Here is a 23,544-nt window from a genome sequence, read left to right on the forward strand (position 1 = left end):
GTTTGACTCCTTTAGATTACTGTCGTTGCTTGTTTTTCTTCAATTTTTTCATCATTGACACGTTCAACGTTCGCGCCTAATTTTTGAAGTTTTTTATGGAACTCATAATAGCCACGATCTAAATATTTCAAATTAGAGACACGTGTAATGCCATTTGCACGTAACCCTACTAAAATCAATGCGGCAGCTGCCCGTAAATCAGTGGCTTCCACTGCTGCTCCTTGTAACTCGTTGCCACCATTAATAACGGCAATGTTGCCGTCAATTTTTAAGTCAGCGTTCATTCGACGCATTTCCTCTAAGTGTTGGTAACGATTTTCAAAGACTGTTTCTGTCACGATGCTTGTTCCTTCAGCAAACATTTGGATCGCTGTCATTTGCGCTTGCATGTCTGTTGGGAAACCAGGATGCGGCATTGTCTTAACATCTGTTGGTTTTAGATGTTTTGGTCCAATTACACGGATGCCGTTTTCTTCTTCTTCAATGATTGCACCCATTTCAGTTAATTTAGAAATTAGCGGACGATTATGTTCAGAAATTGCTTCTTCAATTAAAACATTGCCCTCAGTCATTGCTGCAGCTACCATGAACGTACCTGCTTCAATTCGATCTTGAACGATTGAATGCTCTACGGCATGTAATTTATCGACGCCTTCGATACGCATCGTTTCTGTTCCAGCACCGATAACATTGGCACCCATTTTGTTTAAAATGTTTGCTAAGTCAACGATTTCAGGTTCACGAGCAACGTTTTCAATGATGGTTGTTCCTTTCGCACGAACAGCAGCCATCATAATGTTTTGCGTAGCGCCGACACTTGGGAAGTCTAAGTAAATAGTGTTACCGATTAGTTCATCCGCAATTGCTTCAATATAACCATTTTTTTGGATGATTTTTGCACCTAATGCTTGGAAGCCTTTTAAGTGTAAATCAATTGGTCGTTTCCCAATGGCACAGCCACCTGGCATTGCCACTTTGGCATGGCCATTACGAGCCAATAAAGGTCCCATTACAACGATAGAAGCACGCATTTTACTAACGTACTCATAGTTTGCTTCGATCCCTAAAGGTTGTGTTGCGTCTATTGTTACTTCATTCGCGTCTTCATCAAAATCAATGGCTACATTCAAATGCTTAATTACTTGATTCATTGTAAATACATCAGATAAAATTGGTACATTTTTTAAAGTAGTAACGCCTTCTTCAGCTAAAAGAGTAGCTGCTAAAATTGGTAAAACAGCGTTTTTGGCGCCTTCAATTTTTACAGTTCCTTCTAATTTTGTATTACCACCATGAACAATAATTTGTTCCATTTTGTTCCCCCCAAAAAAATGAGAATAGGTATTCCTATTCAAAATCTTTACTATTATACCATTATTCAACTAAAAATTGTACCTTTTTTTATTTTTCAATTTTTAAGGAAAATACACAATGAAAAGATTTCGACAAAGCGCAATCAATTCTAAAGCAAACGAGCTAACTGTGTATCCGATAGCGATGGCGAAAAATACCATCAGCATTCTAATTTGCGGTGTAAATTGGGTTTTGAAAAATTGCTCAATACGCAATGATTGCAACGCCCAAAAACTTATGTAAATGAACATAAGATGACTAACGATTCGAACAATAGCATCTACTCCATAGTATTGCATAAGGAGCCTCCTTTTTTCTAACGTAGGAACATTTTATCACAAAATAATAAAAACCGATAATTAATCCACTTGAAATGCCAAAATTTGACACTATTTATTAAAAAATACGAAGAAATAGAGTTTAAGGCAACTGACTCAATAGCAAGCGCCTTAAACTCTACAAAAGTGACTGAATCCTTCAGCCTTTTTTACCCATGTTTCGATACGTTGATCCGGTTGATTGCACGATGCAAAGCAACAGTCGCACGACGTAGTTGATCGCGGTCATCTTTTGCTTTGGCTTCTTCAATTAAACGCTCTGCTCGTTGTTTTGCTCGTTCAGCACGAGGTACATCGATATCTCGTTCACGTTCGGCACTATCGGCAATAATAGAAACGACATTATCACGGACTTCCATGATACCACCATTTACAGCTACCCAGTCAACATGTGTATCTGAATCGGTCCGTTTGATGCGGACTTCATCAATCGCTAGCGGAACGATGATTGGCGCATGTTTTGGTAAAATACCAATTTCACCATCTGTTGTTTTCGCCACAACGATTTTTGCATGGTGGTCATAAACTAGACCATTAGGCGTTACTACATTCACAGTAAGACTATCCATTGTGTTTGCCGCCTTTCTAGTAGTTTAATTGTTTCGCTTTTTCGATGGCATCTTCAATTTTACCGACACTACGGAAGGCTTCTTCTGGCAGATTGTCATGTTTACCTTCAAGAATTTCTTTAAAGCCACGAACTGTTTCCGCAACTGGTACATAAGAACCAGGTTGACCTGTAAATTGTTCAGCAACGTTAAAGTTTTGAGATAAGAAGAATTGAACACGGCGTGCGCGACCAACAAGTACTTTTTCGTCATCTGATAATTCGTCCATCCCTAAAATAGCGATGATATCTTGTAATTCACGGTAACGTTGTAAAATATGTTGCACTTCGGTAGCCACTTCGTAGTGTTCTTCTCCAACAATTTCAGGAGCCAAGGCACTAGAAGATGAAGCTAACGGATCTACCGCTGGATAAATCCCTTGTTCGGTTAATTTACGTTCCAAGTTAGTTGTTGCATCCAAATGGGCAAACGCTGTTGCTGGCGCTGGATCGGTATAGTCATCGGCTGGAACATAGATTGCTTGAATAGAGGTAATTGATCCTTTTTTCGTTGAAGTAATCCGTTCTTGTAATTGTCCCATTTCAGTCGCTAAGGTTGGTTGGTAACCAACGGCTGACGGCATCCGACCTAAAAGGGCAGAAACTTCTGAACCGGCTTGGGTGAAACGGAAAATGTTATCAATAAATAATAGCACGTCTTGTCCTTCCACATCACGGAAATATTCAGCAATCGTTAACCCAGTTAAAGCCACACGCATCCGTGCACCTGGTGGTTCGTTCATTTGACCAAAAACCATGGCTGTTTTTTCAATAACGCCTGAATCTTTCATTTCATAGTACAGGTCGTTCCCTTCACGTGTCCGTTCACCAACACCAGTAAAGACGGAAATCCCTCCATGTTCTTGGGCAATATTATGAATTAATTCTTGAATTAAGACGGTTTTACCAACACCGGCACCACCGAAAAGTCCGACTTTACCACCTTTTAGATAAGGTGCTAATAAGTCAATAACTTTAATCCCTGTTTCTAAAATTTCATTACTGGTACTTAATTCATCAAATGCTGGCGCTTTTTTATGAATCCCACTACGTTCAGCATCTGCAGGGAATGGTGCTTCTAAGTCAATTGTGTCTCCTAAAACGTTAAACACACGACCCAATGTATCTTTACCAACAGGAACTGAAATTGATTTTCCTGTATCGATAACTTCCATTCCACGTTGTAAACCATCTGTCGATTCCATAGCGATAGAACGAATCACTCCATCACCTAGTTCTAAAGCGACTTCAAGTACTACTTTTTGTTTTGCTTCGCCATTTTTATAAACGACTAAAGCGTTGTTAATATCGGGTAAGGATTGATCTAATGAAAATTCCACGTCAACAACGGGACCGATTACTTGAACAATCTTTCCTGAACTCATAATTTCTTTCCTCCAGTCTTCATAAAGTCACACGCTTTGAACGTTTTTATAAACGTTCAAACGTAAGACTAGATTATTCTAGTGCAGCTGCACCAGCAACAATTTCTGTAATTTCTTGGGTAATCGTCCCTTGACGAGCACGGTTATAAGAAATTGTTAAATCGCTAATAATATTTTGCGCATTGTCAGTGGCTGTTTTCATGGCGGTCATCCCAGCAGCATGTTCTGCTGTTTTCGCATCAATGATCGCCCCATAAATTAAGCTTTCTGCATATTGTGGTAATAATTGATCCAAAATTGCTTCAGGTGAAGGCTCTAAAAGATATTCTTGTTCGTAAGAGGTCGCCTCTGATGGATCTAAATCAGTAATTGGCAACATTTTTTCCACACGAAACTGACTCGTTAGTGAGTTAACGTGGTGATTATAACAAACATACAATTCATCAAACACTTCGTTTTGGTACATAGTCGTTGCCGTTGTCACAATCTTACGGACTTCTTCAAACGTTGGTTGATCCGTTAAGCCTCTTAGCTCATAGGAAACATCGATTCCGCGTGCTTTAAAGAAATCCGCCCCTGTACCACCAATGGCGATTAAGGCATATTCTTTATTAGAATCGTGGTCTTCTTGAATCATACTCATGGTTTGTTTTAAGATTGAGCTATTGTAGCCACCAACTAACCCTTTGTCAGAAGTGATAACGATATAGCCTGTTTTTTTGACAGGTCGTTGTGCTAACATCACATGATAGTTCCCTTCACTAAGAGAAGCTTGTTCTGTTTCACGTAATTCACTTAACTGAGCAGCTACTAAATGCGTAACGACACTACGAATTTTTGAAGAATATTCTTGAAAGCTTTTAGAGGCGCCTTCTGACTTGGTCAATTTGGCTGCAGAAACCATTTGCATCGCTTTGGTAATTTGGCTTGTCTTTTTTGTTGATGCAATGCGTTGTTTGATTTCGTTTAATGAAGCACCCAATGTCGCTCACCTCTCTTATGCGTTATCGATTTTTTCTAAAGCTTCTTTGGCTGAATCTCCGCTGTTGTTTGCCGCTGCAAACATTTCAGAAAACTCTGTAATCGCTGCATCTAATGCATCAGTATCTGGTAAGTCTTTCGTTGTACGAATAGTTTCCAATAAGTCTGCATGTTTGCCATCAAAATAATCGAATAAATCTTGTTCAAAGTGTAAAATTTTATCTACGCTCACGCTATCTAAAAAGCCGTGTGTTAACGCATATAAAATCAAAACTTGTTTTTCTACAGGCAGTGGTGCATGTAGTTTTTGTTTTAAAATTTCTACCGTACGACGACCACGGTTTAATTTAGCTTGTGTTGCCGCATCTAAATCAGAGCCAAATTGTGTAAAGGCTTCTAACTCACGGTAACTAGCTAAGTCTAAACGAAGCGTTCCGGCAACTTTTTTCATTGCTTTGATTTGCGCTGATCCTCCGACCCGAGAAACAGATAACCCAGCATCAACGGCTGGACGAGTGCCTGCATAGAACAAGTCGCTTTCTAAGAAAATTTGTCCATCAGTGATTGAAATAACGTTTGTTGGAATATAAGCAGAAATATCGCCTGCTTGTGTTTCAACGAATGGTAAGGCTGTCATTGAACCGCCACCTAATTCATCACTTAATTTAGCTGCACGTTCTAACAAACGTGAGTGTAAATAGAAGACATCCCCTGGATAAGCTTCACGACCTGGTGGACGGCGTAATAGTAAAGAAAGTTCACGATAAGCCACGGCTTGTTTTGATAAGTCATCAAAAATAATTAAGACATGTTTGCCGTTATACATGAATTCTTCACCCATTGCAGTTCCTGCATATGGTGCAATGTAAAGTAATGGTGCTGGTTGTGAAGCCCCTGCAGTAACAACGATTGTATAATCTAAGGCACCAAATTTACGAAGTGTTTCTACTTGGTTACGAACAGTAGATTCTTTTTGACCAATCGCTACATAAATACAAATTACATCTTGTCCTTTTTGGTTAATAATTGTATCAATTGCAATCGATGTTTTCCCTGTTTTACGGTCTCCAATAACCAATTCCCGTTGTCCACGACCAATTGGTACGAGGGCATCAATGGCTTTTAAACCAGTTTGCATTGGTTCAGCAACAGATTGACGTTGCATAACACCGGGAGCTGTTGCTTCCACAGGACGTGTTTTGTCTGTTTTAATTTCGCCTAAACCATCTAATGGTTGACCTAATGGATTAACAACACGGCCAATCAAAGCTTCCCCAACGGGCACTTCCATGATTTTGCCTGTGCGTTGTACTTTATCTCCTTCACGAATGGTTTCAAAATCGCCAAGGATAATAATCCCTACATCATTTGTTTCTAAGTTTTGTGCCATTCCGTATGAACCGTTTGAAAACTCAACAAGTTCTCCACTCATGGCATTTTCTAAACCGTGGGCGCGGGCAATTCCGTCACCGACGTAAGTGACTGTTCCAACTTCTTCAACAGCAAGCTGTTGTTGATAGTTTTCGATTTGTTCTTTAATCAAGGCACTGATTTCTTCTGCTTTGATAGCCATTCAATTCACCTCTTTGTAGTCCTAAAGATTATTTTAATAACTTCTGCTGCATATGTTCTAATTGTTTGCGGATGCTGCCATCGATTACTTGATGGTTTGCTTCAATAACCACTCCGCCAACAATTGACGGGTCAATTAAATTGACTAAATGCGCTTGTTCATACCCTAATAATTGGGCAGCTTTTTCTTCCATTGCTTGATGTTGTTCTTTTGATAAAGGAATGGCTGTTGTCACTGAACCCAAAATTAGTCCTTGGTGCTCATCATAACGTCGTTCATATTCATCAATCATCAAGAGCAGATCATACATGCGACGATATTCGTAAACCAATCGCAAAAAGTTTTGCATCATTTCACTAAAACCTGTTACTAGTTTTTCCATGATGCTGTCTTTTTCATAAGGTTCTAAGCGATCATCACTTAAAATATCGCCAATACCAGGTACTTGGTGATAGACTTCGCGAAGCGTCAATAATTCTTGATAAATTGCTTCAGCTTGGTTCTTTTCAACTGCCAACTCAAACAAAGCCTTGCCGTAGCGTTTACCAACTGTATATTTATCTAGTTTCATTTGCTTTACCTAAACTTTCAATATAAGAATCAATCAATGCTTCATGTGCATCTGGTGTTAATTCTTTATTTAAAATTTTGGCTGCAATTTGAAGAGAAAGATCTGCCACTTCATTTTTTACTGAAGACAATGCTTCTTCACGTTCTTGAGAAATATCTGTCCGAGCTTTTTCGCGTAGGCGAGTAACTTCCGCAGTTGTTTCTTTTAATGTTTTTTGGCGAGTCTGTTCTCCACTTTCTTTCGCGTTTTTAATAATTTCAGCTGCTTCTGATCTGGAAGAAAGTAATTGTTGTTGACGTTCTTTTTCCATTTTCGCTGCTGCTACGCGAGATTGTTCTGCAGAGTCTAAATCGTTGGCAATTTTTTCTTCACGTTGTGTCAAAATATCTACGATTGCTCCCCATGCATATTTCTTTAATAAGAGCATCAAGATTAAAAATGCACCACTGACAACAATCATCGTGCCTAGTGTGGTACTAGGAGCCGTTTCACCGACTACCAATGTAGTAAGTAGCATGAAGTCTCAACTTCCTTTCCTGCAAAAATCGATTTAGCTTCTTCAACTGCTTTATCACCAGCTATTGAAAAGGCTAAAGATAGAAGAAAGCAGTGACGGTCCCGATAATAATCAGCGTCCTGCCTCCATTTTATTGCTTATCTGAATAAAAGTAATAAAGAAACAACGACACCTAAAATTGGCACAGCTTCGATTAAAGCGACCCCGATAAACATTGTTGTTCTTAATTGACCAGACATTTCTGGTTGACGAGTCATTGACTCGATTGTTTTTGAAATAACTTGTCCGTTACCGATAGCGGCTCCGATAGCTGAACCGAAAATTGCAATTGCTGCTGCGATAAAATTTAATCCTTCCATTGTGTAAAATCCTCCTAAAAGATAATTTTTGTCCTTCGTATTTCTTGATTATTCTTCTGTTTCAATTTTGTGTGACATATAAACCATTGAAAGTGTCACAAAGATAAACGCTTGGATACATCCAATAAAGATTGAGAATGCTACCCAAATCATTTCTAGCGGAATTGCTAGTGGGATAACCCATAATCCAACGCTTGCTACGGTTCCAGCAATCAAGCCCAATAGAACTTCGCCGGCAAAAATGTTTCCGTACAAACGCAAGCCTAATGTTAATAGATTCGTGAATTCTTCCATTAATTTTACCGGTAGTAAGAAACCAACGGGTCTTAAATAACTATTAACTAGATAGCCTTTAAAACCAAAGCGTTTCATACCAAAGAAGTGTGTTAAGACAATCATCATCATCGCTAACGTTAAGGTTACGATTGGATCGGCGGTTGGACTTTTCCAAACGCTGAGATCGTCGCCCACAACGATTTTTGTAACGAGACCCAAGATGTTTGAAACAAGCACAAACATGAAAAGGGTAAACGCCATTAAATGAAAATTGCTCACTTCTTTACGAGGTAAATTGTCTGTAATGATTCCACGAATAAAATCCACTAACCATTCGATGACCGTTTGTTTGCCTTTAGGTCGTAGCTTCATATTTCTCGTACAAGCATAGACAAAGGCGAAAACAATGATACACGTCAACAGCACCATCAAAACAATGGTTCCATCAAACCAAATTGGTCCGATATTGAAGAGTAATTTCTTCTCTTCCAAATCAATTCACCTCTTTTCCAACAATCTTTCAGAAGTTTCATCCTACTCCTGAGTGATAATCCCTGGCAAAGCTATCGTACCACCACTTGTTGATAATTTACAAATAGTTTACTTTTAAAATTTCATGTGTTGAAAATTGGTTGGAAAACCTTTTCCATAAACCAATCTAATGCAGGGTGGTACTGCTTTCCGAAGCGATTAAAAAATGAATCATTTACTCAACACTTACCAGATTTTACACCTAATCCGAAGAAAGGCAAGCAAATATGCGAAAAAGAATAAATTTACATTTTTAACGTCGGTTATTTTTTAATGTTCGGCTGATTTGTCGGTCAACTTCCTTACGTTTCAAGTCTTCACGCTTGTCGTACTGCTTTTTCCCTTTAGCTAAACCAATCAAAACTTTGGCATAGCCATCTTTAATATAGACCTTCAAAGGTACTAATGTGATACCTGTATTTTTGGTTTCGCCGATTAACTTATTAATTTGTTTTTTGTGTAATAATAATTTTCTGGTACGTAATGGGTCATGATTAAAAATATTGCCTTGTTCATATGGACTAATATGAACATTATACAAAAAGGCTTCTCCGTTTCGAATTCGTGCAAAACCATCTTTTAAATTGATACGACCATTACGAATAGATTTGATTTCTGTTCCTTGTAAAACAAGACCTGCTTCAACCGTATCGATAATTGAATAATCATGTCTAGCTTTGCGGTTTTGTGCGATTAATTTTCCTTCCCCTTTTGGCATAAGCGACCTCCTCTACTTCTTCTTTTTCCCTTTTTTATTTTTTTGTTTCATTGCTTCTTTATAAAAAGGTTGTTTTTTGCCTTTGCCTTTTTTCTTATTTTTCTTTTTCTTACCATCAAATGATTCATCTTTTTTATTTCTTCGTTGATTATTTGAACGAGTTGAAGAATTGGCTTTACCTTTTTTACGTCCTTTTGGTCCTTCGACTGGTGCGACTTCCTCAGCTGAAATCAATTCAAAATCAACTTCTCTTGTTTCTGGATCAGCTTTTTCAACACGGATTTGAACTTTCTGACCAATTTTCAAAGTCATTCCCGTCCGTTCACCAACTAACGCCATATGATTTTCAATAAAATGGAAATAATCTTGTTTTAAGTTGTTCACGTGAATTAAGCCTTCTATTGTATTAGGCAGTTCCACAAAGATACCAAATTTTGTGACTGAGCTGATGATCCCGTCATACGTTTCTCCCACTTTATCTACCATAAATTCGGCTTTCTTCATGGCGTCCACTTCACGCTCTGCATCAACTGCGCGACGTTCCATACTTGAACTATGATTGGCAATTTCTGGTAATGCTTCGTTCCATTTTTCTTGATTTTTTTCAGATTGATCTTGGCTATAGCTGCGAATCAAACGATGCACAATTAAATCTGGATAACGACGTATTGGTGAAGTAAAATGCGTATAATATTCAGCAGCCAACCCATAGTGTCCGTAGTTGTCTTCTGAGTATTTCGCTTGTTGCATACTTCTTAGCAACATCGTATTGATAACCACTTCTTCCGGCTTATTTTCAACTTGCTCTAAAACTTTTTGTAAATCTTTCGGTGAAATGTTTTCTTTTGTTCCTTTAACAAGAATGCCAAGTACTGCAGCAAAATCAAAGAAACGTTGCATTTTTTCTTCTTTTGGTTGTTCATGAATCCGATAAATAAATGGCAGTTTTAAGTCATGATAATGACGTGCCACAGTTTCATTCGCTGCCAACATAAAGGATTCAATTAATCGTTCACCCACGCCACGCGTGCGTAAAAGAATATCTTGGGGATGACCATTTTCATCAACTAGGACTTTGGCTTCACGATCTTCAAAAGAAATCGCACCACGGCGCATACGCATCTCTTCTAATATATGGTGCAGCTCGCCCATCTCTTTAAACATGGGAACTAGCTCTTTGTAGCGTTCTAACGTTTCAGGTTTTTGCTCTTCTAAAATTTCATTGACTGCTGTATAGGTCATTCGCTCCGTTGTTTGGATTACACTTTGGAAAATTTCATGCGAAATAACTTCTCCTTCTGGTGTAATTTCCATCTCACAACTCATGGTTAAACGTGGAACATGTGGGTTTAGCGAACAAATCCCATTTGATAATCGCTGCGGAATCATTGGCACAACTCGGTCTGTCAAATAGACACTTGTGCCGCGTTCATACGCTTCCATATCCAATTGGCTTCCTTCAGTTACATAATAAGAAACATCTGCAATATGCACCCCTAAAAAGAAATTGCCATTTGCTAACTTTTGTACCGTTACTGCATCATCTAAATCTTTCGCATCTTCTCCATCAATCGTCACAATCAACTGATCACGTAAATCCCGACGACCGACTAAATCGCTTTCTGCAATAGTTTCTGGTACTTGGTCCGCTTCAGCCAAAACTTCATCAGGAAATGCTGTGGGAATTCCATGAGCCACCACGATTGATAAAATATCCATTCCTGGATCATTTTTATGACCAATCACTTGTTTGACTAGTCCTTCCATACTCGTTGGATATTCTTGATCTGGATAATAGGTAATTTCAGCAATGACAATGCTACCATCTACTGGCTTAATCCCTTCAGGTGCAATTGATACAGTATACTGATTCAATTTCTTATCTTTGGGAATCATGTAGCCATACAGTCCCATTTCTGCCATTTCTTCTTCACTATATGCCACAAATTCTCCGACAACTTGGCTCACTGCTCGCTCTTTAATTTCTTTGACTTTACCTTCTGCGCCGCGATCTGAAAAAGGATCCGCATGTTGGATCACGTCAATTAAAACCGTATCTCCATCCATTGCAAAGTTCGTTGCCTCTTTCGGAATGTAAACATCTGGTTCTTCAGGATCGATGGTTACAAAACCAAAGCCTCGTTCATTTGCACGAAACGTTCCTTCTATTAATAAGTCTTTCATTGGTAACAGGACTTTGCCTTTTTTGTTGAAACTAACTGACTTTTCTCGTTCCATTTGTGCAATGGTTTGCACTAAAATTTTAAAATCTGAACTTTTTTCTAAATTCAAGCCTTGTGCAATTTCTTCCATTGAAAAGCTTTTCTTTTTTTGGCTTTCCATGAAATGTAAAATTTGCTCTTTAATTGTTTGTTTTGTCATTATTTCTCCTCATTCCAAGGTAGTGTTGCTAAAAATTGCACCACATCTTGCTCTAATTGTTTGTGTTCTCCACTCACCGTAATGACATGTCCGCTGTTTGGGTACCATTGTAAGGTCACACGTGCTTGTGTTAGCGCTTGGGCCGTTTGATAGACGCCCATTGGCTCAATCATTTCATCTTTGCCAGCTTGCGCTAAGAAAAGAGGTGCGTGGATTTTGTTTAGTTTGTCAGCCGTCTGACTAGCAATCGTTTCAATCGCTCCTAATTGTTGTTTGACTCGTTGTTCAATCGATTGCAACCGGCTTTGTTGTTCCTCTGCAGGAACTTCTGCGATTTTCATCACGTTTTCTGCGTATAATACAAAATTTTCTGGGACTTTATTTGCGACAGGATAGATAGGTGAACAGAAAAATCCACCACCAATTAATCCTGTTAATTGTTCCGTTAATGCATGCATACTGAAAATCCCGCCCATTGATAAACCAAAAATGGCAATTTCTTGGTAGCCTCTTTCTCTCAAAAAAGCGACTGCTTCTTGTGTATCTTGCCACCATTGTTCCGCTGTTTGATCTAAAATATCTTCAGGAACTAGCGTGCCATGTCCTGAAAAATTAGGCGAATAGACAGTATAATTTTCTTTTTCTAAACGTCTGCTTAACATCCGTACATCATTACTGCTGCCAGAATAAGCGTGTAATAAAAGGACCGCCCGTTTTCCTTTTTCTGAAAATAACGGCTTCGGTAAATTGATTTTTTTTGCCACTTCGCTCACCTCAGCTTCATTCTATCATATTCTCAAAAGAAAACCTTCCGAAATGATAAGTTTCAAAGACTTTTTCAGAAAGAAAAAGAACAGAAAAATAAGTGTCCGCACTCATCTCTCTGTTCTAAACTTGTCATTTTAAAAGATTACGTACTTATTTTGAAGATAAGAACGCCAAAACAAATAATAAAATCATCCAAATTGCGCCAAGAACTGCTGTTGAGCGTTGCATAACAGCTTCAAAACCGCGCGCTTTTTGCTTCCCAAATAATTTATCTGCACCGCCAGTGAAGGCACTTGCTGCACTGTTTTGTTTGCTTGGTTGCATCATAACAGTAATGACGATTAAAACAGATAAAATGATGACCAACGTTAAGATTAGATTATACATGCGTTAATTCTCCTTTTTATACAAATATGCGAAATTCATCTACTTTAATGTAGCATATTTTATCTGTAAACACCAGTGAAATTTAATGTCTTTCCTTATTTGTCTCTAATAGCAACAGCCGCAAGTAGGAATCAGATTTCTACTTGCGGCTGTTGCTAACTTCTTCTTTATTTTCTCAATACGTCTCCGTATTCAGGTTTAGTATCAAATTCTTTTTTGGCAAATGGACATAGCGGAATAATTTTTTTATGCTCTTTTCTCGCTTTTTCAACACCGGCTAAAACAAGTTTTTCAGCTAATTTTTGTCCACGATAAGTTGGATCAACAAACGTATGATCAATAATCATCATGCTTTCGCCAGCATCTGACCAAGTCATTTCACCAATTTCTTGGTTTTCATCGTTATATAGAGCAAAACGATTGTTTTCTTCTTTAATTTGCATATTCGTTCCCTGCTTTCCGAATATATTTTAGAGCACCACTTGGACATGAATCTACCACAATCATGTCATTTTCAACACTTCCGTTATTTGGAATAATCCATGGTTTCCGACCAACTTCAAAGACTTCTGGATTTCCGCGAACACAATTACCAATATGTTCACAAATATCTTTATTATAAAAGATATCAATTCCTTCCCCAGTATATTTACGGTAACCTTCTTTTAATAGTTGTTCTTCCGTGACTGGTTGCCCATCTATTTGGTTTCCTTTCATTGCACAATCTCTCCCCTGTAACTTATTAATATTAAAAACGTACCTTTATTTTACCACTAAGCTGGACATTCAGGCAATTAATTGTTCCACCTTACTTGCCAATTCGACGAGCACGCAAAGCAGATAAGATTGACACAGTGTCCACAACTTCTTGTAGCATAGCCCCGATTAGCGCCGGAATGATCCCAGTACTAGCAATTAGCATTAGTAAAACGCAGATAAAAATTCCGATTAATACAGATTGTTTGGCAATTTTCATGGTATCTTGGGCAATTTCGACCGCTTGGCTGACTTTACTTAAGTCATCTTTTAAAATAACAACGTCAGCAGTTTCACTAGCCGCAGTAGCTCCATGAGCGCCCATAGCAATACCTACGTCTGCAGCAGCAAGCGAAGGTGCATCATTTACACCATCCCCTACCATGATGACTGGATGGTTTTCTTTGGGCAATTCTTTTAGAATAGTTAACTTATCTTGTGGTAAACATTCCCCATGTACTTCGGTAATTCCTACTTCTGCAGCAATCGTTTCTGCGACGGATTCTTGATCCCCCGTCAGCATTAAAATTCGTTGAAGATGTAATTGGTGTAATTTTTCCATAGTCTCTTTTGCTTCTGGTCGTACTGTGTCTGTAAAAGTAATTCGGCCTAAATATGTGCCATTACGTGAAATATGAATGGTCGTTTTATCAATTTTTTCAGTTGTTTGAGACTCTTGTGTCACAAAATTCTTTTTACCTACCCGTATCTCAGCACCATCCACAAATGCCTTCACGCCAGCACCAGAAACTTCCGCTAGATCTGTAATATTTTTTAATTGGACATCTTGCTTTCTGGCATAAGCAACAATTGATCTAGCTAAAATATGACTTGATTCTTGTTCCACGCTTGCTGCCAATCCCACTAATTCAGCAGCAGTTATTTCAGCATTGATTGGTTGGACTTGATCAACAGAAAGTTGTCCTTGCGTAATCGTGCCTGTTTTATCAAACGCAATCGTTTTTGCAGAAGCTAATTTTTCGACCATCGTTCCCGATTTAATAACGACCCCATGACGACTTGAACGACCCATCCCTGCCACTAAAGCAATTGGGGCAGATAGAATTAAAGGACACGGCGAAGCAACAACTAAGACTTCCGCAAAACGTGTCGGACTTTTTGAAACAAACCAAGCAACACCTGCAATTAGGTAGGCAACTAGTGTAAAAGGTACCGCATAGCGGTCTGCTAAACGTACAAAATGAGCTGGACGCGCCGCAGATTCTTTCACTAAGTTCACAATCGTTTGATATTGACTGTCTGCTACAGTTTTTTCAGCAACCATTTTCAAGGAGCCATCACCATTCACGGAACCCGACATTAATTCATCCCCAGGATTTTTTTCAATTGGTTTTGATTCTCCTGTTAATGAAGATTCATCGACTGTTGATGTCCCGGTTTTTACCAAGCCATCAACCGGAACTAGTTCCCCTGGTTTTACTACTAATTCATCGCCAACATTGATTTCCTCAACAGAAACATCTTCTAAATTTTCGCCATTCAAGCGATGAGCTTTTTGTGGCGAGTTATCCAATAATGACTTCAGCTCTTGGTTAGCTTTTCCAGCGGCATAGTCTTCTAATGAATCACCACCAGTCAACATAATTAAAATCATCAAACTGGCCCAGTATTCTCCCACAGCTAAGGTTGCAACGATAGCGGTAATCGCTAAAATATCGACACCATATTTTCCTTCACGTAAGGTTTGAATCATTTCCCAGAACATCATTAACGCCATTACAGAACCTGTTATTAAAATAATGCCATACGCCCAATTCGGCTGATGTAAAATAAATTCAAATAATAATGCCAAAACTCCTGTTATAATTGTAATCCCCAATTTTGTTACATGCTTCATCTCTTTTTCTCTCCCATCATTCACTTTACATTATTGAGCGTACCTTTTCTGTTTTGAAAAAGAAAGTGAAAACGCCTAAATGAAAACGACTTTCATTATCATAGGATAGTTGCTGTAGCAACGTTTACTTTCTGAAAAGTAGTTATGTAAAAAAAAACACAGACCATCGTTCATTCGCCGATGGTCTGTGTTTTTATTTCCAAAAATCATCAAAAATTGTAATGGGTAAATGCCGTTTGTGTTGTCCTTTTTTATACCAGTTTTCAATTGTTTGTTGATCTGTTTCCGAGACTTTTTTGCCTTCCAAATAATCATCAATGGCATCATACGTGACACCTAAGGCAACTTCATCTGCAACTAACGGTTTGTCATCTTCTAGATCAGCTGTTGGTATTTTTAGATACAAAGCTTCTGGTGCCCCAAGTTCTTTCAGCAAAGCTTTTCCTTGGCGCTTATTTAAACGAAATAACGGTAAAATATCCGCTCCGCCATCGCCATATTTGGTGAAGAAAGCTGTCACATTTTCGGCTGCGTGGTCTGTGCCAATTACTGCGCCAGCATTTTCGCCAGCTACTGCATATTGTGTAATCATACGTTGACGTGCTTTCATGTTCCCTTTATTAAAATCGCTAATTTGAACGCCAGCGTTTTCTAGCGAACCAACCATTGCATCCACTGCTGGTTTAATATCCACTCGTAAAGAAACATCTGGCTGGATAAAGGCTAGCGCGGCTTGTGCATCAGCTTCATCTGCTTGCTCACCGTAAGGAAGGCGAATCGCAATAAATTGATACGACATATCTCCTGTTTCTTCGCGCATTTCAGTCATCGCTAATTGTGCTAAGCGTCCAGCTAATGTTGAATCTTGTCCGCCACTAATTCCCAAGACAAAAGTTTTTAAAAAAGGATGTTTAGTTAAATAAGCTTTCAGAAAATCAATACTTTTACGAACTTCTTCTTTTGGATCAATTGTCGGTAAAACACCTAACTCTTGAATGATTTTTTCTTGAAGTGTTGTCATTTCTAGGCCTCCTTATTCACCGTTTCCGTTAAATGTTTAACGTCTTTACGCACTTTTTCCAATAAATTCATTTTGTGGTTCCAACAATCTGTTGAAAGGTCCACTGGATATTTTTGCGGATTCAAGTCCCGCTTGTATTCTTCCCAAAGTGAATCTAAATTTTCTTTTGCATACTGTTTAATTTCATCTAAAGTTGGTAATTCGTACACACGTTTTCCTTCAACGAAAATATCTTGGAGTACTGGCCGTGCTTCAAAATCACGGACATACTTATTAATAAAGGTATGAACGGGATGGAACATATAAATTTCTTCTTCTTGGCGAGGATCTTCGTTCCAAAGTGTCACATAGTCCCCTTCTGACTTTTTATCAGATTTACGTGTAATACGCCAAACTTGTTTTTTTCCTGGTGTTGTCACTTTTTCAGCATTGCTAGATAGTTTAATGGTATCTTTCATTTGACCATCTTCACCTTCAATTGAAACTAATTTAAACACCGCTCCTAAAGCCGGTTGATCATAGGCCGTAATCAGCTTGGTACCCACGCCCCATACATCAATTTTTGATTTTTGCATTTTTAGATTCAAAATCGTATTTTCATCTAAATCGTTCGATGCATAAATTTTTGCTTCAGTAAAGCCAGCTTCGTCCAGTTGTTCACGAACTCGTTTAGAAATATAAGCCATATCGCCACTATCAATCCGCACACCTAGGAAATTAATTTTATCCCCCATTTCTCGAGCTACTCGAATTGCGCTTGGCACTCCCGCTTTCAAAGTATCATACGTATCAACAAGGAAAACACAATCCCGATGTGTTTTGGCATACGCCATGAATGCTTCATAATCATTTCCATACGACTGAACCAATGAATGGGCGTGAGTCCCACTAACCGGAATACCAAAAATTTTACCAGCACGAACATTACTTGTCGCGTCCGCCCCACCAATATAGGCGGCTCTTGTGCCCCAAATGGCAGCATCTAATTCTTGTGCTCGGCGTGTTCCAAATTCCAATAAAGGATCATCGCCAATCACGGATTTAATTCGAGCCGCTTTTGTCGCAATTAATGTTTGAAAATTCACCATATTTAGCAAGGCAGTTTCTACCAATTGACATTGTGCCAAAGGACCTTCAATTTGAATTAACGGTTCGTTATTAAAAACCAAATCCCCTTCTAAAGCAGAGCGTACAGTACATTTAAATTCAAAATTTGCTAAATACGTCAAGAAATCTTCTGGATATTCTTCAACTTCTCGGAGATATGCAATATCAGATTCTGTAAACGTTAAATTTTCGAGATAATTGACTAAACGTTCTAAGCCTGCAAAAATTGCGTAGCCATGATTAAAGGGCATCTCTCTAAAGTAACATTCAAAAACAGCATGTAAATCTGCTCTCCCTAATTCCCAGTATGTTTGCATCATATTGATTTGATACATATCTGTATGCAATGTCAAACTATCATCTGCATATGTATAGTCCATCGTTTTCTACCTCTATTCTTTGTATTAAAAACTTGTTTATATTATAACAAAAAAATTTTTTTTAGCCTAAAATCTGCTTAGACCTCTTTTTCTTTAAAAATGAAAAATTTACTGAAGAAATAATTTAAAATCACTACTACAACTTGTGTAATCATTTTCGCCCAAAACGATGAAAAATGAATGCCATCAATTAGGAGAATCATTAAACCCATATCAGCCACAAAAGATAAAATTCGGTACCAATAAAATAAGCCCATTTCTTTAAAAAAACCAGCTATGCTTTCATGCTTACTTGCGAATACCCAATATTTATTCGTGAAAAAGGCAAATAGAACAGATAAAAACCAACTAATTGTGTTACTTATCTTGTAATCCAACCCTAACACATTTTGACAAACAAAAAACACAACTAAGTTGACGACAGTCGTTGCACCACCAAAAAATAAATAAGCCAGTACTTCTCGGTATTTACGAAATAATTCTTTCAATTTTCACGCATCCTTTCAACTAATCATTTTATCAAACTTCGGCAAGAAAACCTATCTATTTTGTGTAAAGACACAATTCTCTTGCTAATTTTACTATTTATTAAGTATTTATGAAAAACATAATAAGAGTAGAGGAAAAGTTCATCCATGAATGAACTTACCCTCTACTCTTACTCTAATAATATATTGACTCCATCGACCGATAAGTTAAATCAGCATTAGTCCTTTAGCTTAGGAAGTGCTATCGTTTGTCCTTCGGTTAATACAGAATACGTTAAGTCATTTGCCTGCTTGAGGACGGTTAAGGAATAGCCCGTTTTTTTTGCAATTTTTGCGAGTGTCTCTCCTCTTTTTACTTCATAATACTCAGTAGACTCTGTTTTTGAGTCATTCGCTGTACCATTTGATTGCTCTGCTGTTTCTAAAGCATTAGTCACCGATTTACTGATTATTAGTGATTGAAGTAACGCTTGTTCTTTCGGTTCTAGAGAAGTCGCCGCTGTATGCTGAGGAATCGTGATTTTTTGGCCAATATAAAACATTTCTTGAGTCTTTGAATTTTGTTTTAAAATGGCTGTTGCTGACACACCAAACGTCTGGCTAATGGTGGCGAGAGAATCTCCTTTGCTTACTTCATAGATGACTGCTTCTTTTTTTAGCTGTTCTTTGACTGCTTCCTTATCAAACGAAGTTTTCTTTTCTTCTGCCAAATTAGTCACTACTGGTTTCTTCTTTTCTTGATCGTATTCAGTTAATTGATAGGTTTCAATCAACGCGTTTAATTTTTTATCGTAATATGTATCCGTTGCATAACGACCTGTTAAAAATTTTGTTACCTGCTGATAATTCGTCGTGTTTGCTTTCAAAACGCCGTGATAAAACGTCGGATTCCCCGCCAGCCCATTGATGATTAATTTACTATAGTCTGTTAATGACTCTTTATAGGAAGGATACTGACGAAAATCGGCATGAATGGTGGTCATCTTCCCTTTACCATCATCTTCTTGTGTGGGAAAGCTGACACTTTGACCTTGATAAGCGCCTTTAATGCCAAACAAATTATAATTAGGCGGCGCTGCTAACGCACTATTGCCCGAGCCACTTTCTAAAATAGCTTGAGCTATCATAACAGAAGCGTATAGATCATGTCGCTGACCAATAACTCGTGCTTCTTCACCAATTTTTCTAATAAACTCAGAAGTAGAAGCATTCTCTTGGACAACAAAATTTGCCTCGGCTTGTTGTTGAATTCCTGCTTGCTTTTCCTTTTCTTGACTATTGTCTATCTCTGAATGTACCAACGGTTCTTTGGTCTTTTCAGTTAATGTAGAATTTTGTGGTTCTTGATTATGAGGCGGCTTTTCAGTGAGGGTTTTACGCTTTTCAGCCGCTGGTTGCTCACTTTGCAACGATTCGGTTGGTTTAGTACTAGCAATTGGCTTTTCTTGTGGCGGTGAACTATTTTCAGATTCTGAAGGTTCCACATTATTTTCCTGATGGTCACCGCTGTCATTTTGTATCGAACTTTCTTGTTGTTCAGACGAACTTATTATTGTTTCGTTCAGCGTTGAAGAAGTAAGGGTTTCTTGATTGGCTTGGTCCGCTCTTTTTTCTTCCAGCGATAGCTGTCGACTTTCGTCCCTCGTTTCGGTCTCTTCTTGAGCGATTAATGGTTCCGAATTGTAGTAACTGGCGCCCGCATAAATCCCTAAAATTCCAATACATACCAACTTCAAATATCTTGCCTTTCTTTTTTTCATCGCATTTCTCCTTCATTTACCTCTTTATTTCTGCTAATAACTGCTCTATCTGTTGGTACGTTCCTGTTGATTCATTCTTGATTGTCAGCATTTGTTCACAATAAGCTTGGTACTCTCTTGCCACTTGCTTCATGCGTGTTAAAGTTGCTAAACGTTGTTCCATCTCTTCATGAACTGTTGCAACTTGTTGGTTAGCTTGGGCAATTGTTTCTTTTGCTTGACGTTTGGCTTCTAATAAGACTTCGCCAATTTCTTTTTGAGAAAGCGTAACGGCTGTGTCTAAGTTCTCTTCGCTAGTCTGTTTCTGTTGTATCTTTGCTTCAGACAATTGTTTCTGTAAAGAAGTGATAGTTGCTTCTTTATCACTTAACGTTTCTTTAACATCTTTAAGTTGAACATCTTTTTCGACTACTTGTTTTTGTAATGCTTCCACTTCATTGGTTTGCATTAATAATTGCTCCGTTAGTTTTTTTATGGATTGCTGATATAGTTGATTTTCTTCTTCTAGTTTTTCAGCAAAAGAAAACGATTCTTCCGACAGTTCAGTCGGCACTTCTTGCTTGACCTGCTTAACTTTTGCAGCTTGCTCTTTTGCTTAAACGACCTCGTCATCAAAGATTGCTTCCTCTGTTACCTTTGGTTGTGCTTTCCCCGATTGTTCATTTTCAAAATCCGGCATCTTCTCATACTCCTCATCTTCATTGTTTTTAGTCAAAAATTGCCACATTTGTTTCTCCTCCTTCGTACCTTTTACACCGTTAACATATAGCCTTTTGAGCGAATTGTTTTGATATATTGTGGTTTGTTCACATCTTGTTCAATTTTTTTACGCAAATGGAAAATCACATTAGCGACACGATATTTTCGTTCATTCGCAGTATCTTTCCAGACATTTTTGTAGAGTTCTTCATATGTAATTGTTTGTCCTGCGTGTTTGTATAAATACTCTATTGTGAAAAATTCCAATTTTGTTAAAAGAATTTCTTCTCCATTTCCCAAGCAAACACTCAAATTTGGCGCAATTAAATACAATCTCTCAGAAAGATTCTTAGTAACTGTTTGTTCCTCGTTTGCACTAACTAATTTAGGATAAAAACGTCTTTTTACACGTTGCAATAAATTACTCATGCTTAACACGCATTCTTGGCGATCATAAGAATGATCAAAAACGCCATCTGCGCCTAATTGTAAATAAATAATTCGATTGACTTTACTAATTGCTTCTGTCCGAGAAAATAACCAAATTGGCAAGTCTGACTGCTTGCGAATTGTCATTAATAACTCACAACAAGTATTTACTTGCTGGTGATCAGTAACTTCAATCACTAATCCATCAATATGGTGCAAATGAAGAAGTATATTTGTTCCTTGGATGATCTGACATTCTACTTGATTACTAACAAACCAATTTTGACAGTATTCTTTTGTTTCAATTGTCAAAGGGACGACACCAATTGTATATTTTTCCATTTTTTTACCTCAATCTTCCTAATATTCTCCTTCAAAATATAATAATTTTTATTTATATTCTATTAATAAATAAAAATCACCAACTACTAATTTTTCAAAAAATGATTGTTATTACTAAATTTTATCGAATAAAAACAAGGCTGTCTAGCTAAAACGAAACCTTTAAATTATCATCTTTTTTGTTAAATGAGTAAATATTTGAGAAAACACTACAAGCAAAGATATTATTTAGATTATTTATTCTTTATGTAAAAAAAAAGCTTACGATTTTTCAATCGTAAGCTTTTAGAATACTTTTTTATTTTTACATCATACCGCCCATGCCCATTGATGGATCCATCATAGGAGCTGGTGCAGCTGGTTCTGGTTTGTCTGCAACAACTGCTTCAGTTGTTAATAATAAAGCTGACACAGAAGCTGCATTTTGTAAGGCAGAACGAGTTACTTTTGTTGGGTCAACAATACCGGCTTCAACCATGTTTACCCATTCACCGTTAGCTGCATTGAATCCAATACCTAAGTCAACATTTTTTAGTTTGTCAACAATCACTGATCCTTCATAACCAGCATTTTCAGCGATTTGACGGATTGGTTCTTCTAATGCACGAACGACAATCTTGATCCCTGTTGCCACATCGCCTTCAGCTTCTAGCGCAGCGACTTTACCAATTACATTGACAAGTGCAGTACCACCACCAGAAACCATGCCTTCTTCTACAGCGGCACGTGTTGCGTTTAACGCATCTTCAATTCGTAATTTTAATTCTTTTAATTCTGTTTCAGTTGCAGCACCGACTTTAACGACAGCAACCCCGCCAGCTAATTTAGCTAAACGTTCTTGTAATTTTTCACGATCAAAATCAGACGTTGTTTCGCCGATTTGGTTTTTAATTAAATGAACGCGGGCATCAATGGCTTCTTTTGAACCAGCACCTTCAACAATTGTTGTGTTATCTTTGTCGACAACTACTTTGCTAGCATTTCCTAAGTTTTCAATAGTTGTGTCTTTTAACTCTAATCCTAAGTCGTCAGTGATTACTGTACCACCTGTTAAAATAGCAATATCTTCAAGCATCGCTTTGCGTCGGTCACCAAATCCTGGCGCTTTTACTGCGACAACATTAAATGTACCACGGATTTTGTTCAATACTAATGTTGGTAGAGCTTCTCCATCAACATCATCCGCAATGATCAATAGTGGACGGCTTTGTTGTAGAATTTGTTCTAATAAAGGTAAGATATCTTGAATATTTGAGATTTTTTTGTCGGTAATTAAGATATATGGATTTTCTAAAACAGCTTCCATTTTATCGTTGTCAGTAACCATGTATTGAGATAAATAACCGCGGTCGAATTGCATTCCTTCAACCACATCTAATTCTGTTTCAATCCCTTTTGATTCTTCAATGGTAATTACGCCGTCGTTACCAACTTTTTCCATTGCATCGGCAATTAATTGGCCGACTTTTTCAGAACCTGATGAAACAGCAGCGACTTGTGCAATCGCTTCTTTTGAATCAACTACAGATGAAATATTGTGTAATTCTTCTACTGCTGTTTTTGTTGCTAATTCAATCCCACGACGAATACCTAATGGGTTAGCTCCAGCAGTTACGTTTTTTAAGCCTTCACGAACAATGGCTTGTGTCAAAACAGTCGCTGTTGTTGTTCCGTCACCAGCAATATCATTCGTTTTAGAAGCAACTTCTGAAACTAATTTTGCGCCCATGTTTTCAAAATGATCTTCTAATTCAATTTCCTTAGCAATTGTTACTCCATCGTTAGTAATCAATGGTGAACCAAATGATTTTTCTAAAACAACGTTACGACCTTTAGGGCCTAATGTCACTTTCACTGTATCTGCTAATACATCTACTCCGCGTAGCATTGCTGCACGTGCATCTTCTGCAAATTTAATCTCTTTTGCCATGATTTCTTCACCTCATAATTTTTTTCTT

23 protein-coding genes and 1 pseudogene are annotated in these 23,544 nt (G+C 37.9%); all 24 read right to left on the reverse strand.

Going from position 1 to position 23,544, the window contains the following annotated elements:
• Positions 1–11: 11 nt before the first annotated feature.
• Positions 12–1,313, reverse strand: coding sequence for a UDP-N-acetylglucosamine 1-carboxyvinyltransferase (gene murA / locus IGL23_RS10020; protein WP_002356562.1), 1,302 nt, complete (start codon positions 1,311–1,313; stop codon positions 12–14).
• A gap of 102 nt (positions 1,314–1,415) precedes the next feature.
• Positions 1,416–1,652 carry a DUF1146 family protein gene (locus IGL23_RS10025; RefSeq protein ID WP_002356560.1) on the reverse strand — a complete coding sequence of 79 codons (237 nt, stop codon included), beginning with the start codon at positions 1,650–1,652 and terminating at the stop codon, positions 1,416–1,418.
• 188 nt (positions 1,653–1,840) lie between these two features.
• Entirely contained in the window at positions 1,841–2,260 is a 420-nt protein-coding gene (locus IGL23_RS10030; RefSeq protein WP_002356559.1) for a F0F1 ATP synthase subunit epsilon, read from the reverse strand.
• Between the two features lie 16 nt (positions 2,261–2,276).
• Positions 2,277–3,683, reverse strand: coding sequence for a F0F1 ATP synthase subunit beta (atpD, locus tag IGL23_RS10035; RefSeq protein ID WP_002356558.1), 1,407 nt, complete (start codon positions 3,681–3,683; stop codon positions 2,277–2,279).
• Positions 3,684–3,756: 73 nt separating this feature from the next.
• A complete protein-coding gene (locus IGL23_RS10040) occupies positions 3,757–4,665 on the reverse strand; it encodes a F0F1 ATP synthase subunit gamma (protein WP_033594450.1) in 909 nt (302 codons plus the stop codon).
• Between the two features lie 15 nt (positions 4,666–4,680).
• Positions 4,681–6,237, reverse strand: coding sequence for a F0F1 ATP synthase subunit alpha (gene atpA, locus IGL23_RS10045; protein WP_002356555.1), 1,557 nt, complete (start codon positions 6,235–6,237; stop codon positions 4,681–4,683).
• A gap of 28 nt (positions 6,238–6,265) precedes the next feature.
• Positions 6,266–6,808 (reverse strand): ATP synthase F1 subunit delta, encoded by a 543-nt coding sequence (atpH, locus tag IGL23_RS10050; RefSeq protein ID WP_033594449.1) that lies wholly within the window; start codon positions 6,806–6,808, stop codon positions 6,266–6,268.
• On the reverse strand, positions 6,795–7,325 hold the full coding sequence (atpF, locus tag IGL23_RS10055; protein ID WP_002365031.1) for a F0F1 ATP synthase subunit B: 531 nt from the start codon (positions 7,323–7,325) through the stop codon (positions 6,795–6,797). Before atpF ends, atpH begins: the two co-directional genes overlap by 14 nt.
• 137 nt (positions 7,326–7,462) lie before the next feature.
• Positions 7,463–7,684 carry an ATP synthase F0 subunit C gene (atpE, locus tag IGL23_RS10060; RefSeq protein ID WP_002356552.1) on the reverse strand — a complete coding sequence of 74 codons (222 nt, stop codon included), beginning with the start codon at positions 7,682–7,684 and terminating at the stop codon, positions 7,463–7,465.
• A gap of 48 nt (positions 7,685–7,732) precedes the next feature.
• On the reverse strand, positions 7,733–8,452 hold the full coding sequence (gene atpB, locus IGL23_RS10065; protein WP_002356551.1) for a F0F1 ATP synthase subunit A: 720 nt from the start codon (positions 8,450–8,452) through the stop codon (positions 7,733–7,735).
• Positions 8,453–8,744: 292 nt separating this feature from the next.
• A complete protein-coding gene (gene smpB, locus IGL23_RS10070; protein ID WP_002356550.1) occupies positions 8,745–9,209 on the reverse strand; it encodes an SsrA-binding protein SmpB in 465 nt (154 codons plus the stop codon).
• A gap of 12 nt (positions 9,210–9,221) precedes the next feature.
• Entirely contained in the window at positions 9,222–11,591 is a 2,370-nt protein-coding gene (rnr, locus tag IGL23_RS10075; RefSeq protein WP_002356549.1) for a ribonuclease R, read from the reverse strand.
• On the reverse strand, positions 11,591–12,364 hold the full coding sequence (locus tag IGL23_RS10080; protein WP_033594447.1) for an alpha/beta hydrolase: 774 nt from the start codon (positions 12,362–12,364) through the stop codon (positions 11,591–11,593). The genes rnr and IGL23_RS10080 overlap by 1 nt, the downstream gene beginning before the upstream one ends.
• A 145-nt stretch (positions 12,365–12,509) precedes the next feature.
• Complete coding sequence (gene secG / locus IGL23_RS10085) at positions 12,510–12,746, reverse strand: preprotein translocase subunit SecG (RefSeq protein WP_002356546.1); 237 nt, start codon at positions 12,744–12,746, stop codon at positions 12,510–12,512.
• 167 nt (positions 12,747–12,913) lie between these two features.
• Complete coding sequence (locus IGL23_RS10090; RefSeq protein ID WP_002356545.1) at positions 12,914–13,189, reverse strand: GNAT family N-acetyltransferase; 276 nt, start codon at positions 13,187–13,189, stop codon at positions 12,914–12,916.
• A complete protein-coding gene (locus IGL23_RS10095; RefSeq protein ID WP_033594446.1) occupies positions 13,179–13,463 on the reverse strand; it encodes a (4Fe-4S)-binding protein in 285 nt (94 codons plus the stop codon). Before IGL23_RS10095 ends, IGL23_RS10090 begins: the two co-directional genes overlap by 11 nt.
• Before the next feature lie 91 nt (positions 13,464–13,554).
• Positions 13,555–15,384, reverse strand: coding sequence for a heavy metal translocating P-type ATPase (locus tag IGL23_RS10100; RefSeq protein WP_033594444.1), 1,830 nt, complete (start codon positions 15,382–15,384; stop codon positions 13,555–13,557).
• 169 nt (positions 15,385–15,553) lie between these two features.
• On the reverse strand, positions 15,554–16,381 hold the full coding sequence (gene nadE / locus IGL23_RS10105; protein WP_002356540.1) for an ammonia-dependent NAD(+) synthetase: 828 nt from the start codon (positions 16,379–16,381) through the stop codon (positions 15,554–15,556).
• A gap of 2 nt (positions 16,382–16,383) precedes the next feature.
• Complete coding sequence (locus IGL23_RS10110; RefSeq protein WP_002356538.1) at positions 16,384–17,868, reverse strand: nicotinate phosphoribosyltransferase; 1,485 nt, start codon at positions 17,866–17,868, stop codon at positions 16,384–16,386.
• 77 nt (positions 17,869–17,945) lie between these two features.
• Complete coding sequence (locus tag IGL23_RS10115) at positions 17,946–18,356, reverse strand: GtrA family protein (protein ID WP_002356537.1); 411 nt, start codon at positions 18,354–18,356, stop codon at positions 17,946–17,948.
• Positions 18,357–18,574: 218 nt separating this feature from the next.
• Complete coding sequence (locus IGL23_RS10120) at positions 18,575–20,116, reverse strand: glucosaminidase domain-containing protein (RefSeq protein WP_033594443.1); 1,542 nt, start codon at positions 20,114–20,116, stop codon at positions 18,575–18,577.
• 16 nt (positions 20,117–20,132) lie between these two features.
• Positions 20,133–20,843, reverse strand: a pseudogene (locus IGL23_RS10125) (hypothetical protein).
• 23 nt (positions 20,844–20,866) lie between these two features.
• Complete coding sequence (locus tag IGL23_RS10130) at positions 20,867–21,586, reverse strand: response regulator transcription factor (RefSeq protein ID WP_002382640.1); 720 nt, start codon at positions 21,584–21,586, stop codon at positions 20,867–20,869.
• Positions 21,587–21,890: 304 nt separating this feature from the next.
• Positions 21,891–23,516, reverse strand: coding sequence for a chaperonin GroEL (groL, locus tag IGL23_RS10135; RefSeq protein ID WP_002362559.1), 1,626 nt, complete (start codon positions 23,514–23,516; stop codon positions 21,891–21,893).
• Positions 23,517–23,544: the final 28 nt, after the last annotated feature.

Origin of the sequence: Enterococcus sp. MSG3299 (genome assembly GCF_050555765.1) — a bacterium.
Lineage (GTDB): Bacteria > Bacillota > Bacilli > Lactobacillales > Enterococcaceae > Enterococcus > Enterococcus faecalis.

What these genes read in the sequence shown, in the direction of transcription:
- atpF (WP_002365031.1), bottom strand. Translation starts at nt 7,325, where the DNA reads ATGCTACTTACTACATTGGTAGTCGGTGAAACGGCTCCTAGTACCACA.
- smpB (WP_002356550.1), bottom strand. Translation starts at nt 9,209, where the DNA reads ATGCCAAAAGGGGAAGGAAAATTAATCGCACAAAACCGCAAAGCTAGA.
- IGL23_RS10130 (WP_002382640.1), bottom strand. Translation starts at nt 21,586, where the DNA reads ATGGAAAAATATACAATTGGTGTCGTCCCTTTGACAATTGAAACAAAA.
- groL (WP_002362559.1), bottom strand. Translation starts at nt 23,516, where the DNA reads ATGGCAAAAGAGATTAAATTTGCAGAAGATGCACGTGCAGCAATGCTA.
- nadE (WP_002356540.1), bottom strand. Translation starts at nt 16,381, where the DNA reads ATGACAACACTTCAAGAAAAAATCATTCAAGAGTTAGGTGTTTTACCG.
- IGL23_RS10030 (WP_002356559.1), bottom strand. Translation starts at nt 2,260, where the DNA reads ATGGATAGTCTTACTGTGAATGTAGTAACGCCTAATGGTCTAGTTTAT.
- IGL23_RS10095 (WP_033594446.1), bottom strand. Translation starts at nt 13,463, where the DNA reads ATGAAAGGAAACCAAATAGATGGGCAACCAGTCACGGAAGAACAACTA.
- atpH (WP_033594449.1), bottom strand. Translation starts at nt 6,808, where the DNA reads ATGAAACTAGATAAATATACAGTTGGTAAACGCTACGGCAAGGCTTTG.
- IGL23_RS10120 (WP_033594443.1), bottom strand. Translation starts at nt 20,116, where the DNA reads ATGAAAAAAAGAAAGGCAAGATATTTGAAGTTGGTATGTATTGGAATT.
- atpE (WP_002356552.1), bottom strand. Translation starts at nt 7,684, where the DNA reads ATGGAAGGATTAAATTTTATCGCAGCAGCAATTGCAATTTTCGGTTCA.
- atpA (WP_002356555.1), bottom strand. Translation starts at nt 6,237, where the DNA reads ATGGCTATCAAAGCAGAAGAAATCAGTGCCTTGATTAAAGAACAAATC.
- IGL23_RS10090 (WP_002356545.1), bottom strand. Translation starts at nt 13,189, where the DNA reads ATGCAAATTAAAGAAGAAAACAATCGTTTTGCTCTATATAACGATGAA.
- secG (WP_002356546.1), bottom strand. Translation starts at nt 12,746, where the DNA reads ATGTATAATCTAATCTTAACGTTGGTCATCATTTTATCTGTTTTAATC.
- rnr (WP_002356549.1), bottom strand. Translation starts at nt 11,591, where the DNA reads ATGACAAAACAAACAATTAAAGAGCAAATTTTACATTTCATGGAAAGC.
- IGL23_RS10025 (WP_002356560.1), bottom strand. Translation starts at nt 1,652, where the DNA reads ATGCAATACTATGGAGTAGATGCTATTGTTCGAATCGTTAGTCATCTT.
- atpD (WP_002356558.1), bottom strand. Translation starts at nt 3,683, where the DNA reads ATGAGTTCAGGAAAGATTGTTCAAGTAATCGGTCCCGTTGTTGACGTG.
- IGL23_RS10110 (WP_002356538.1), bottom strand. Translation starts at nt 17,868, where the DNA reads ATGGACTATACATATGCAGATGATAGTTTGACATTGCATACAGATATG.
- murA (WP_002356562.1), bottom strand. Translation starts at nt 1,313, where the DNA reads ATGGAACAAATTATTGTTCATGGTGGTAATACAAAATTAGAAGGAACT.